This is a genomic window from Nocardia sp. NPDC051030, from assembly GCF_040683015.1.
Classification (GTDB): domain Bacteria; phylum Actinomycetota; class Actinomycetes; order Mycobacteriales; family Mycobacteriaceae; genus Nocardia.
In genome coordinates this window covers 48,212-61,040 of sequence record NZ_JBFBCD010000006.1, presented here as the reverse complement: position 1 = coordinate 61,040, position 12,829 = coordinate 48,212, and the positions used below count along the sequence as shown (strand labels likewise).

The 12,829-nt window shown below is 66.0% G+C and carries 9 protein-coding genes and 1 tRNA gene; 6 read left to right on the top strand and 4 right to left on the bottom strand.

All coding sequences use genetic code 11. The features are described 5' to 3' along the window. The first annotated feature begins 54 nt into the window (after positions 1-54). Both AB0N05_RS21230 and AB0N05_RS21225 read left to right on the top strand, forming a co-directional pair. Complete coding sequence (locus AB0N05_RS21230; protein ID WP_364696748.1) at positions 55-1,761, top strand: metallophosphoesterase; 1,707 nt, start codon at positions 55-57, stop codon at positions 1,759-1,761. Between the two features lie 121 nt (positions 1,762-1,882). Further along, positions 1,883-2,293 (top strand): EF-hand domain-containing protein, encoded by a 411-nt coding sequence (locus AB0N05_RS21225; protein ID WP_364696745.1) that lies wholly within the window; start codon positions 1,883-1,885, stop codon positions 2,291-2,293. A 66-nt stretch (positions 2,294-2,359) separates the two neighbouring features. Here AB0N05_RS21225 and AB0N05_RS21220 read toward each other — a convergent pair whose 3' ends face one another. Together AB0N05_RS21220 and AB0N05_RS21215 are read right to left on the bottom strand one after the other, a co-directional pair. Further along, positions 2,360-3,976, bottom strand: coding sequence for an acyl-CoA synthetase (locus AB0N05_RS21220; RefSeq protein ID WP_364696742.1), 1,617 nt, complete (start codon positions 3,974-3,976; stop codon positions 2,360-2,362). A 254-nt stretch (positions 3,977-4,230) separates the two neighbouring features. Next, positions 4,231-5,868, bottom strand: coding sequence for a long-chain fatty acid--CoA ligase (locus AB0N05_RS21215; protein ID WP_364696739.1), 1,638 nt, complete (start codon positions 5,866-5,868; stop codon positions 4,231-4,233). Between the two features lie 568 nt (positions 5,869-6,436). Here AB0N05_RS21215 and AB0N05_RS21210 point away from each other — a divergent pair. The 3 genes from AB0N05_RS21210 (at position 6,437) to AB0N05_RS21200 (ending at position 9,177) form a co-directional block, all read left to right on the top strand. Continuing rightward, complete coding sequence (locus AB0N05_RS21210) at positions 6,437-7,906, top strand: NAD(P)/FAD-dependent oxidoreductase (RefSeq protein WP_364696736.1); 1,470 nt, start codon at positions 6,437-6,439, stop codon at positions 7,904-7,906. Between the two features lie 134 nt (positions 7,907-8,040). Beyond that, positions 8,041-8,958 (top strand): methyltransferase domain-containing protein, encoded by a 918-nt coding sequence (locus tag AB0N05_RS21205; protein ID WP_364696733.1) that lies wholly within the window; start codon positions 8,041-8,043, stop codon positions 8,956-8,958. Positions 8,959-9,104: 146 nt separating this feature from the next. Next, positions 9,105-9,177, top strand: a tRNA-Arg gene (locus AB0N05_RS21200). A gap of 191 nt (positions 9,178-9,368) precedes the next feature. On the opposite strand, the gene AB0N05_RS21195 is transcribed toward AB0N05_RS21200, so the two are convergent. Further along, positions 9,369-10,400 carry a 2-dehydropantoate 2-reductase N-terminal domain-containing protein gene (locus tag AB0N05_RS21195; protein WP_364696730.1) on the bottom strand — a complete coding sequence of 344 codons (1,032 nt, stop codon included), beginning with the start codon at positions 10,398-10,400 and terminating at the stop codon, positions 9,369-9,371. Positions 10,401-10,443: 43 nt separating this feature from the next. Further along, complete coding sequence (locus AB0N05_RS21190) at positions 10,444-11,697, bottom strand: lipase family protein (protein WP_364696727.1); 1,254 nt, start codon at positions 11,695-11,697, stop codon at positions 10,444-10,446. Between the two features lie 95 nt (positions 11,698-11,792). Between AB0N05_RS21190 and AB0N05_RS21185 the strand changes: the two genes are divergently transcribed. Continuing rightward, on the top strand, positions 11,793-12,818 hold the full coding sequence (locus AB0N05_RS21185) for an AraC family transcriptional regulator (RefSeq protein WP_364696724.1): 1,026 nt from the start codon (positions 11,793-11,795) through the stop codon (positions 12,816-12,818). The last annotated feature ends 11 nt before the right edge of the window (positions 12,819-12,829 follow it).

The window sequence follows — 12,829 nt, the reverse complement described above, 5'->3', positions numbered from 1 at the left end:
TGGAGGGCAGTGTCGGGTTGCTATGGACACTCGGGTGGACCAGCATCCGAATGCATGCCGTCGAATCCGCTGAACCCCTCCGGCGACGTTCCCGATACCGGGGTGCCCGCACAGCTCGCCGCACACATGACCATGGCCGAGCAGCATGAATGGCATCGCGGGTATCTGCGCCGCCATGCCGTGTCGCGGCGGAATTTCCTGGTCGGATCGAGCGCGGCCGCGGCGGTGGCCGTTGTCGGGTGTTCGCCGTTCGGTTCTCGGGCGTATGCGAACGAGGCGCAATTGACGGTCGCGGGCAGGCATGTGGGGTTCGGGGCGGATGCGGCGAGCCAGTTGCGGTTCGCGGCGCAACTCTCGCGCAATCCCAAGGAGGCTCGGGTCTTTCTCGATCACGGGCCGACTCCGGCGCTGGGCGGGACCGCCGAGGCCGAGGTGCGGAATCTGGTGACGCAGATTCCGGACAGTGACGGCGGGGTGCTGGCGGCGGAGCAGTTCTATGCGCACGCGCCCGTGGATGGGCTAGCGGGGCGGATGCCGCACTTCTATCGGTGGCGTACCTCCGACGGGTTCAGCAGCGACATCCTTTCCGCCTCGACGGCCATGCCGACGGCGCGGAATGCGGTGCTGCCCTTCCGTTTCACCATGATGGGCGATCAGGGCACCGATGAGACGCCGACCATGCCCGCAGGTATCGCGCCCGGCGACTACGACGACCGCTATTACAAGCCGGACAATGATCCGAACGCGCCGCACGCCGCGAATGTGATGCGCCAAATCGCCGCCAGCCGACCGGATTTCCATGTGCTGGCAGGTGACATCGCCTACGCCGATCCCTCCGGCGCGGGCAAGAATCCGCAGTTCGTCTTGTCTGGCGGCGGGCGACTCGCGGGCGGCTTCGACAAGTTCAATCCCTATGTGTGGGATGTGTATTTCGGCGCGATCGAAGCCAGCGCCTCGGTCACGCCGTGGATGTTCGCCACCGGCAATCACGATATGGAAGCCGCGTACGGCACGCACGGCTACGGCGGCCACCTGGCCCGACTGGACCTGCCGGGCAATGGCCCCGCCGCCTGCCCATCGGCGTACTCCTTCACCTACGGCAATGTGGCGGTGCTGTCCCTGGACGCCAATGACATCTCCTACGAGATCCGCGCGAATACCGGCTACTCCAATGACACCCAAACCTCGTGGGTGGAACGCACTCTCGCCGCCTACCGCGGCGACCCGAATATCGATTTCATCGTGTGCTTCTTCCACCACTGCGCGTACTCCACCACCGATTCGCATGCCAGCGACGGCGGCGTCCGCGACGCCTGGTGCGGCCTGTTCGACCGCTACCAGGTGGATCTGGTGCTGCAGGGCCACAATCACGTCTTCGAGCGCACCGACCCGATTCGCGCCGACCATGTCACCAAGCCCGCGCCCGACAATTCGATCGTCTACCCCGATACCGACGGCACGGTCTACTACACGGTCGGCGGCGGCGGTCGTCCCCGCTACGGCTTCCAGCCCGGCTCCCCGGAAAGCTACCGCGGCAACACCGTTGCCGATCCGGCCGTCCCCAATAGCTACTACTGGACCAAGGACGGCTCCAAGAAGGACGAACCGGCCCCTTGGTCCCGGGTCCGCTTCCGCAACTATTCGTTCATCCGGGTGGACGTGCGCCCCGGCTTCTTCTCCAGCGAGATGGACGTGGTCGCCGTGGACGAATACGGCCGCGAATTCGACAAACTCACCTACCGCCGCCAAGTCCGGTCCTAGCAACCCGGGCAAACCGGTGTGACCATGACCGCCGCCCCTTGACCACGTCGGCGGGGTGCGGTCGAATGCTGCTCGCACCACCATGTTTCGGGCGGTGCTCCAGCACTACCGAGGGGGCTTCATGACCGCCGACACCTTCGACCTGTGGGACCAGGACGGCGACGGCCTGATCTCCGCCGAAGACATCCTCGCGGGCATCGTCGCCCTCGGCTTGGACATCGACTCCGACGCCGTCCAGCGCCTGGTGGCCGCCGCCGATACCGACGGCGACTGGCTCATCTCCCGCGCGGAGTTCGATGCCGCCCGCCTGGGGCGGGACCCCGAAATCAATGACCCGGACGCCGCTTTCGACACCTTCGACGTCAACCAGAACAACCTGATCGAACTCGATGAACTCGAATCCCTCCTCCGCACCTGCCCCGACCTGACCCACGAGTCGGCTGCATCCCTCTTGTCATCAGCCGACCTCGATGGTGACGGCTACCTGTCCCGCGCCGAGTTCGCCGCGCTACTGGCACACCTCGCCGGATAGTCCACGGAACCCGGCGAATCAGACGCGAAGGCGACTCGGATGCACGTCCTGGTCGGCCGGATGTCCCTATAGCTCGAGCTTGCGCTTGAGGACCTTGCCGGTGGGGTTGCGGGGTAGCTCTTCCAGGAAGACCACTTCGCGGGGGACCTTGTAGCGGGCCAGGTTGGTCTTGACGAAGTCCTTGACCTCGGCCTCGGTGAAGACGTGGCCGTCGTGGATCACTACGAAAGCCTTGAGGCGAGCGCCGTATTGGTCGTCGGGGATGCCCAGTACGGCGGCCTCCCGGACTGCGGGGTGGGTGTAGAGGAGTTCCTCGACCTCTATCGGGAATACGTTCTCGCCGCCGGACACGATCATGTCGTCGTCTCGTCCGTCGATGAAAAGCCTTCCGGCCGAATCGAAGTGGCCGACATCGCCGGAGGACATGAGGCCGCGGATCATCTCCTTGTGGCCGCCGCCGGTGTAGCCCTCGAACTGGACCACATTGCCCACGAAGATGCGGCCGGTGGTGCCGGTCGGAGTGGGGTGGCCTTCGGCGTCGACGATTTCCACCCGAGAGCCGAGCACGGGGCGGCCCACGCAACCGGGTTCCTCGGCCAGATCTTCGGGGGTGGCGATGGTGGCGTAAGCGACCTCCGTCGAGCCGTAGAGGTTGTAGACGACCGGACCGAAGGCCGCCGTCACCTCACGGCAGAGTTGCGCGCCCAGTTGGGAACCCGCCACGAAGATAATGCGCAGGGCGGCGAGGTCGCGGCCGGTGAGGGCCTTGCCTCCCAGGTCCATCATGCGGCTGAGCATGACGGGTACGACGATCATGGTGGTGGCGTGGTGTTCGGCCATGCTGTCGATGGCGGCCTGGGGGTCGAAGCGGCGGCGAATGACAATGGTGGAGCCCATGCCGAGAGACAGGATGGCGCAGGCGAATCCGAGCGTGTGGAACATGGGCGCGCAGCATTCGGTGACACCGTTCACCCGGAACGGAACCTTGGAGAGCAGGGCACCCAGGGCGGCAAGGGATTTCGGCTCCGCGCGGGGCGCGCCCTTGGGGGTGCCGGTGGTGCCGCTGGTCAGCAGGATGATCTTGGGTTCCGCGCCGGGGGCGGGCGGCGTATTCGGCGAGCCGATATCGATGAGGAATTCCAGGCTGTCCTCGCGCGGATTGTCCGTCCAGGCCCGGTAACTGCCGCGGCGCGGGCGCACCTCTTCCAGCATCTCGGCGTATTCGTCGTCGTAGACGAGCAGGTCGGTGCCCTCGCGGGTCGCGACATCGCGTATCTGCGGGCCCGCGAAGTCGGTGTTCAACAGGATGATTCGGGCACCGCACTTGGCGGCGGCGAAGATGGCATCCAGCAGGCCGCGGTGATTGCGAGCCAGAATGGCCACGCCCTCGCGCGGTTTCAGCCCGCGGTCGCGCCAGGCATTGGCCAGCCGATTGGACCGGTCCTCCAATTCGGCGAAGGTGAGCGCACCGAGTTCGTCGATCACGGCGGTGCGGTCGGGATAACGCGCGGCGGAGAGCCGCAGCCCCGCCGCGATGGTGCCGTAGCGCAGCATGGCGGTGCCCGCCGCCAGCAGCGGCAGCGGTGATTCAATACGCGCCAGCCCGGCCTCCATGACCAGGCGCGCCGATTCCAATTCCAGGTAGGCCCGCTCGCCCACCGTCCTGATCAGTCCGAGTGTCATGCGCGCACCCCGTTCATCCGCCCCTGCCACGCCGATGCTTCCATCGAATTACCTTGTGCGCGTGTCGATTTCACCCGGACCTCCTCGTCCAACCCCACCACTGCGGGCATCCGCAGTCAAACTAACGGTAAGTCCGCGAAGGCGCGAGTGGAACGCCTGGCCGAACCTCGCACCCGACACGCGGGAGGAAAGATTCACACCAAGCGACCGAATCCCGCGCCCTCCCGATCCGGTAGGGGCGCGGGGTCAGCGACTCAAGACAGCGTGGTGACGGTCAGCGCACCATCGGCGTACTGCGCGCGCAGCCGCTTCTTGTCGAACTTGCCCACACTGGTCTTGGGCACCTCGTCGATGAATGCCCAACGCTCCGGCAGCTGCCACTTGGCGAACTTGTCGGCCAGGAACTCGCGCAACTCCTCCGGCTTGGCCTCGGCGCCCTCCCTGAGAACGACTGCCACCAAAGGCCGTTCGTCCCACTTCTCATCGGGCACACCGATCACGGCGGCCTCGGCCACGGCCGGGTGACCCACCACGGCATTCTCCAGATCCACCGAGGAGATCCACTCACCACCCGACTTGATGACGTCCTTGGACCGGTCCACCAGCGTCAGGTATCCATTCGGGCTGATCTTGCCGACATCGCCGGTGCGCAGCCAGCCGTCATGGAACTTGTCCGGATCAACCACGCCACCCGAAGGCGAGTAGTACGAGGCCGTGATCCACGGACCGCGAACCTCCAACTCGCCCAGCGCTTCTCCATCATTGGCCACCACCGAACCGTCGTCGCCGACCAGCCGCGCCTGCACACCGGCCGGGAAGAGGCCCTGCGTGTAGCGGTAGGCCCAGGCCTCCTCGCCCTCGGTCCCGGCGGGCTCGTGCGCCACCGAACCCAGCGGCGAGGTCTCGGTCATGCCCCAGGCGTGCAGCAGCTTCACGCCGTGCCGCTCCTCGAAGGCGCGCATCATGGACGGTGGCACCGCGGCGCCACCGACCACACAGGTGCGCAGATGCGAAATATCCTGCGGCGCGGCCTGCAAGCCCGCCAGCACGCCGCCCCAGATGGTGGGCACGGCCGCGGCGAAGGTCGGCTTGGCCACGGCCATCATCTCCAGCAGCGGCGCGGGCTGCAGGAACCGGTCGGGCATCAGCACATTCGCGCCGGACATGAGGGCGGCGTACGGGATGCCCCAGGCATTGGCGTGGAAGAGCGGCACGATGGCGAGCACGGAGTCCGAGGCGGTGAAGCCCATGCCATTGGGCGAGATGACCTGCATGGCGTGCAGCCAGTTGGAGCGGTGCGAGTAGACGACGCCCTTGGGGTCGCCGGTGGTGCCGGAGGTGTAGCACATGCCCGCGGCGGAGCGTTCGTCCACGACGGGGAAGTCGAAGGTGTCCGGCTGGGCGGCGAGCAGTTCGGCGTAGGAGTGCACCTGCACGCCCTCGGGAGCGGTGAGGGCGGCGGCATCGCCATTGGCCACGATGACATGCCGGACGGTCTTCAGGTTGGGCAGGTATTGGGCGAACATCGGCAGCAGCGTGCCGTCCACGATGACGACCTGATCCTCGGCGTGGTTGGCCACGTACACCAGCTGCTCGGGGAACAGCCGGATGTTCAGCGCGTGCAGCACCGCACCCATGGCGGGCACGGCGATGTAGGCGACCATGTGCTCGTTGTTGTTCCACATGAACGTGCCGACCCGGTCACCTTCACCGATACCCAGGTCACGCAGGGCATTGGCGAGTCTGGCCGAATCCGCGCCGACCTCACGGTAGGTCTGGGTGCGAAGGCCGGTGCCGGTCCAGGTGGACACGGTGCTGTCGCCCTGGAAGGTGGCCGCGTAGCGCAGCAGTGTCGCGAGTGACAGCTGCTCGTCCTGCATGGTGCTCAACATTTCCCAACCGCTCCTTGGATATACCTACTGGAGAGTGAACTGAGTCACTTGCTGGGCAGAATAGCTGAAATCGGACACCCTTGGACATGGCCTCGAAAGCCGGGCGATTGTCCCCTGATGACCGATTGCCGGACTGTGGCCGAGCACATTCGGGGCAGCCTTCCCAAGTGTTGGCTGCGGGTGGCGAACCCCACCTTCGCCACCCGCAGCCGTGCTGCCGACCGTCCGCCGCCCAACACGGCGACCAGCCGACTTCGGAGTCCAGGTAGGCGATCGGCGCGCAACGACACCCCCTGCGGCGCCGCAGAATAGCCAATCACTAACCAGGACAAGCATATTGGAGCAAGAACTTCCGTGAATATAGGGAGTACGGCATATGGCTGTCCAGTCGGGGACAGGCGTCGCAGGTCAGACGGGCCTCACTGACCGAGACAGCTTGTTGTGAGCGCGAGTACCACCATTCGCGCGGCCTGATTCGCGCCCCCGCCCCCGCGGTATGGCCGAAAATAACGATTCACTGTCCGCGTATGCCTTCATGACCAGGTACGATGCGCCTTACCTTCAACATATGAAGCGAGAGCCGTCCATCCTCATCATCGGTGCCGGGTTCGCGGGCCTCGGCATGGCGCTGGAACTGAAGCGCCGCGGCCTGTCGAACTTCACCATCCTGGAGAAGGCCGCCGATCTGGGCGGCGTCTGGCGCGAGAACACCTATCCGGGTGCGGCCTGCGATGTGCCGTCCCCGCTGTACTCGTGGTCGTTCGAGCCCAAATCCGATTGGCCGCGGCGGTTCTCGGAGCAGCGGGACATTCACGGCTACATGGTCGATGTCGCGGAGAAGTACGACCTGCCCGCCAAGATCGAGTTCGGCGTGGAGGTCACCGACGCGGAATTCGATGAGGCGAACGGGGTTTGGCGGGTCAGCACCACCGACGGTGTCACCCATATCGCCGATGTGCTCATTCCGGCGGTGGGTCAGCTCTCGCGACCGGCCATGCCGAATCTGCCCGGCATCGACACCTTCACCGGGGCGGCTTTCCACTCCGCCGAATGGGATCACTCGGTGGATCTGACCGGCAAGCGGGTGGCCTGCATCGGCACGGGAGCCAGTGCGATTCAATACATTCCGCGAATTCAGCCGCAGGTCGAGCACCTCACGCTGTTCCAGCGTTCGGCCGCCTGGGTGCTACCCAAGTTCGACCGGGAGTACAGCGCGCTGCATCACGCCGCGTTCAAGCATGTGCCGATCACCCAGTTGGCCGAGCGCTTCGCCATCTGGTCCTTCTTCGAGGTGCTGGCGCTGGCGCTCACCGACATTCCGGCCATGAAGGCCCCGGTGGTCGCGATCGCGGACCGGCATCGCCTCGCTCAGGTGCCCGATGAAACCCTGCGCGCCAAGCTGACTCCCGATTACGCGGCGGGCTGCAAGCGCGGGCTGTTCTCCAATGAATACTTCCCGGCGCTGAGCCAGCCCAATGTGCATGTGGAGACCGGGGCCATCGCCGAGGTCACACCGAACGGGATTCGCACCGCGGATGGTGTGGAGCATGCGGTGGACGTGATCGTCTACGGCACGGGGTTCAAGGGCACCGAGTTCCTGGCTCCCATGAATATCTACGGACTGGGCGGTCGCAAGCTGGCCGACGCGTGGTCGGCCGAGGGCGCTCGCGCCTACCTGGGCATGTCGGTGCCGGACTTCCCGAATCTGTTCATGATGTACGGCCCGAACACCAATGTCGGCTCGGGTTCCATCATCTACATGCTGGAGGCGCAGTCGCGCTACATCCGGCAGGCGGTGGAGTACCTGTCCGGACAGCCCGGCCGGTTCCTGTCCGCGCGTCCCGAGGCCGAGCAGTCCTGGGACGACTGGCTGCAGAAGCGGCTGAAGGACACGCCCTGGAACTTCTGCTCCAGCTGGTACCGCAATGCCTCGGGCCGGATCACCAATAACTGGCCGGGCGCGACGGTGCTGTTCCGTTGGAAGACACGGCAATTCGATCCGTCGAACTACGACGAGAAGCGCGCCGAACGACGGTGAGGGGCTCTACCGGGATGCCCGAGAGCCCTTGACGCGCCGCCGCAACTGTCTGAGACTGTCATCACTCCGGCAATAGATCGTCCGAGACACAGGCGGCGAACGTCGGGGGACGTATCCGATTCTCGGAGGTCTCAATGACGTTGACCACCGCGGGCATCCCGGTCGAAACCCTGCCCCAGCGCGGCGCCCGCTGGGCCCGCGAATGCCTCGAATGGGCCAAGGTGCCCTTCCTCCCTTCCGGTCGCCGTGTGGGCCGCGTCTACGACATCGTCGGCCCCCAGAACCTCTTCGGCGAGGACTCGCTCTTCATCAATCTCGGCTACTGGCATGACAATCCGGCCAGTCTCGACGAGGCCAGCCGCGATCTGGCCCGCCTGGTCGCCCGCGAGGCCGAACTGGGCCCCGGCGATGTCCAGCTGGATATCGGATTCGGTTACGGCGACCAGGATTTCCTCTGGGCCCGCGAATTCGGCCCCGAGGAAATCATCGGGATGAACATCGCCACCGAGCAGATCGAAATAGCCACCCGCCGAGCCGCCGAACTGGGCCTATCCGACCGGATCCACTTCGAATACGGCTCCGCCATAGACCTCCCCCGCCCCGACGCCTCCTGCACCAAGGTCACCGCCCTCGAATCGGCCTTCCACTTCCCCTCCCACAAGGCCTTCTTCGCCGAGGCCTTCCGCGTCCTGGAACCCGGCGGCAAACTCGTCACCGCCGACATCACGGTCCGCACCAACCCGCTGACCGAAGCGATGATCCGAGCCTCCGATCGCCCTCTCCCCCGCCGCCCCGCCACCCTCCCCGAACGCAATATCTACGACCTCCCCCGCTACCGAAACGCCCTCACCGCAACAGGTTTCACCAACGTCACCGCCTACTCCATCCGCCGAGACGTCTATTTCCCCCTAGCCACCTACCTCAGCAAACGCCTCCGAGACCCCGACATGCGCCGCGTCAACCCGGTCCTCCGAGCCACCTTCAGCCGCCCCGGCCTCCTCACCTGGGCCCCCTGGGCCGACTACATAATCGCCGTAGCCACCAAACCCTGACCCCTTCCAGTCCGTCTGCCACCCCGGACGGCCCCACCCCATCCCCCCATCCCCGACCGGCCCAACATATGAATGCGGCCCCCCACCCCCCAACCAGGTAGACTCCCCGACGTCCCAGCTAAGCCGCACAACCAGCAGCCGGTTCAGCCCTCGTAGCTCAGGGGATAGAGCACCGCTCTCCTAAAGCGGGTGTCGCAGGTTCGAATCCTGCCGAGGGCACAAGTGGGAAACACATTTACGCAGGTCAGCTGGGGTTTGGATGTCGCAGGTAGAAATATGCGAACACGAAATCGCAGGTCGCGTGTCGCAGGTTCGCACCATAGGGGGTTGCTGTCAGCTAGCACGCCGGCTCAGAGCCCCCTCCGGGCCACGATAGTGACCACTGGAGCACTATCTGGCGAAGATCGCATTCAGCTTACGTGATCGGTTGTGGCTGTGGGCTCGGGCGGATGCGCGGTCAGGCTCGACAGTGCGGCGGTGTCGATTTCGGTTCCGGCAGCGAGGGCTTGGACGTCCGCGAGCATGGCGGCGATTTCCAGAGGGGTTTTGTCGGAGTGGCCGAGCAGGCCGTGTTTGGCGACGCGGATGGTGTAGATCGCCCACAGTGCGGTGGCGAGTACAGGGATGGGTAGGCGGGCGATCAGTCCCAGGTTCGTGGGAGTCGGTGTGACGCCGCTGGCTCGGACCGCGGCGAGTGCGGTGTGGACGGCGTGGGCCATCTCGGTGGTTTCGGCGCGGCTGAATTGTGGTCCCCGCCGATATTCCAGTCGGCGGCGGGCGACGGCCATCATCGGAGCCATCAGTGCGCCACGGGATTTCAGCCAGGCGTCGATGTCAGGGCTGCAGACAGCGGGGATTCCAGCGGCGCGGAACAGATCGCGCAGCGCGAGAAGGTCGTCGGTGATGCGGCCGTCGACGCGGCCGATGGTGGTGATCTGAGTCAGCCTGGCCAGTGGGCCGGGCAAGAGCCGGTAGTCGAGCACGCCACTGTCATTCAATTCGGCGATGACCGAGGGGAAGCCCCACAGCTGGCGCTCGCGGCCGATCGTGTCCGCCCAGTTGTCCGCGCCTGCGGCGCAGTTGAAGACGAACATGATGCGCGGCGAGGAATTCGCGGCCAAAGTCGGGACCAGCGCGTCGATCTGGTGCCGCTGCACACAGGCCAGCACCAGGTCGAAGTGGTCGCCGTGTACCAGTTCGGCGGCGACCCGGACCGAGACGTGCTCGATCGGGCCGCGTCCCTTGTTCCGCATCTGTACGCCCTCGGCGCTCAGCGCGGCGCGGCGGGCAGGGTTGCGGGCCACGACGGTCACCTCGTGGCCGGCCTGCGCGAGCTTGCCCGCGAAGAAGGTCCCGACACCACCCGCACCGACGACCGCGATGCGCATCGGATGGGGCAGTGCGGCAACGACAGAGCGGGGGCGGCCCCACGGCTTCTTCACTGTGTGCTCCTGTGTGGTGAGTCGAATCCGCTGTGTCGCACCGTCATTGGTGCGCGAAGCGCTGGCCGAGCCAATCGGCGGCCGAGAGCCAGAACACGGGCATGCCGGTGACGTGTTCGAGGGGACCGAGGCTGCGGAACTCGACGCTGGTGCCCGCCTGCCATGCGTCTGCCAGGGCGTGTGCGGTGCCCACCGGTACCGCTTCGTCGAATTCGGCGTTCGCCAGCAGCACAGGTGCGGCGGGCGCGGATGCGCCGAGCTTGTTTTCCCGAATTCGCGCCAGCCACGCGGGATCTCGCAGCGGGTTGGTGGTGACGTAGTCGTCGACGTGGCCGCCGAGGTGCTCGAGGGCGTTGAGCGTCCATTCCGGGAAGAGGCAGCTGTCGCGTAGCTCCCATGCCCAGTGCTTACCGGCGGGGTTGAGGATGGCCTCGAGGTCGAGTTCGGGATATTCCTGGGCGAGGCCCATTGCACCCCACAGCAGCAGACCGGTTTCGAGCCCGTTGTCGAGGTAGTGGAATTCGGCCTCCAGGTCGGCGGGCACCGCGCCCACCGCGACGCCGGTCAATCGCAGCTCCGGGGCGTAGCTGGGCTGCAACTGCGCGGCCCAACCGGCCGCGCCGCCGCCCTCGGAGTAACCCACCAATGCCAGTGGACCATCCAGAGCCAAACCGGCCGGGGCGAAGTGGCGGGCAGCACGGATGGAGTCCAGTACCGACGGGCCGAGAGCGCGGCCGATGTTGTACGGGTGCAGCCCCGAGGAACCCAGACCTGGATAGTCGGTGGCTACGACTGCCCACCCGCGCGCCAGTAGCGCACCGATGCCTGGCGCCTCGTATTCGAGGCCCGCCGACATCATGGTCGACGCCGCGCATCGGTCCGCCATCCCTTGTGTGCCGACGGCGTATCCGATCAGTGGCCGCTCGCCCGGATAGGGTGCGGTCGGCACGAGCAGCTGGCCGGTCACCTGGATCGGATCGCCGGTCGCGTCGGTCGACACGTAGCTGATCTGCCACGCCTGCACGTCCAACGGCACCCAGGGGATCAGCTTCGGCATGATCTGCTTGTAGGACAACAGATCTCCCGGCGCACCGGCCACCGGTGCGGTCGGGCTCACGATTGCCGGGGCCGGGGCGGCCGTCGCCACAGGCGTGGACGACACCGCCAGACCGGCGGCGACACCCGCTGCCGCCAGCCAGCGCGCGGCCGTCCGCAACCCGGACGTGTCCCGACTCTCTCGACGCACCAATTCCTCCTCGTCTGCCTGCGTGACGTCCTTGTCACTGCTCGACAGCAAGGCTATGAGCTGCACCTTTCGGTAGCCAGGTGGGAAATCGCCGCGTAAGTGATAGTTTCAGCCACGACGCAAAGTCGCGTCGAAGGAGGTATTCCATGAGCGCCACGATGACTGTGCCGCTACGCCGCTCGGCAGCCGGAGCCGCCATCCTGCTCGATGTGGGCATCGAGCGTGGTGTCTCCGTCGAGACACTGTTGCGTGACAGTCGACTCGACGAGCACGAGGTGCGCTTAGCCTCGGCAGAGATCGAATCGTGGCAGGAACAAGCGGTGGCGCGCAATCTGCTGGCGGCGTGCGACGAGCCCTGTCTCGGGTTGATCGCAGGCTCGCGCTATCGCATCACCACCTATGGTGCCTGGGGTTTGGGCATGGCGACGAGTCCGACCGTGCGCGAGGCGATCGAGCTCGGTGTGCGCTATGTGGGGCTTACCCATTCCTTCTGTGCGATGCGCCTCGAGGAGGATCGTGACACGGCGAGGTTCTTCCTCGACGCCAGCGCTGTACCGGATGATCTGCGTGTGTTCTTCACTGAACGCAGTACCGCCGCCTGCTTCATGACATTCCGGGGGATGCTTCCGGGCGCGCTGGTCGAATACACGAACTTCGCCTACCCGGCCCCGCCCGGGATGGATAGATATCAAGAAATACTCGGTGCGCCAGCGCATTTCGATGCAGAACAGACCTTCGCGGTACTCGACCGCGGCATCCTCGATCTTCGCCTGCCCCGTGCCAACGAGGGCACCGCCCGGTGGTACGAGCAGCAGGCGCGCGAGCTGCTCGATCAGCGCGGCGCGCATCCGAGCCTCGCCGGGGAGGTGCGCGATCATTTGTTCGCCAACCCGCATCGGCTGCCGACCGCGGCGGAGACCGCGATGCACTTCGAGATCAGCACTCGCACACTGTCTCGCCGGTTAGCCGCGGATGGAACCAATTATCGCGAGCTTCTCGACGAGGTCCGGGAACGGTTGGCCGAGGAATTGCTACAGGCGGGGTTGTCGGTGGAGGAAACCAGCCGCCGTCTCGGCTATGCCGAACCGGCCTCGTTCCAACATGCCTTCCGCCGCTGGAAAGACATGTCTCCCGGCAGGTTCGCCCGCGAGCGAAAGATCGCTCGGGCCTGACTACCCGTGTC

Coding starts and splice junctions, on each gene's coding strand:
- AB0N05_RS21230 (WP_364696748.1), top strand. CDS start 55: ATGCCGTCGAATCCGCTGAACCCCTCCGGCGACGTTCCCGATACCGGG.
- AB0N05_RS21225 (WP_364696745.1), top strand. CDS start 1,883: ATGACCGCCGACACCTTCGACCTGTGGGACCAGGACGGCGACGGCCTG.
- AB0N05_RS21220 (WP_364696742.1), bottom strand. CDS start 3,976: ATGACACTCGGACTGATCAGGACGGTGGGCGAGCGGGCCTACCTGGAA.
- AB0N05_RS21215 (WP_364696739.1), bottom strand. CDS start 5,868: ATGTTGAGCACCATGCAGGACGAGCAGCTGTCACTCGCGACACTGCTG.
- AB0N05_RS21210 (WP_364696736.1), top strand. CDS start 6,437: ATGAAGCGAGAGCCGTCCATCCTCATCATCGGTGCCGGGTTCGCGGGC.
- AB0N05_RS21205 (WP_364696733.1), top strand. CDS start 8,041: ATGACGTTGACCACCGCGGGCATCCCGGTCGAAACCCTGCCCCAGCGC.
- AB0N05_RS21185 (WP_364696724.1), top strand. CDS start 11,793: ATGAGCGCCACGATGACTGTGCCGCTACGCCGCTCGGCAGCCGGAGCC.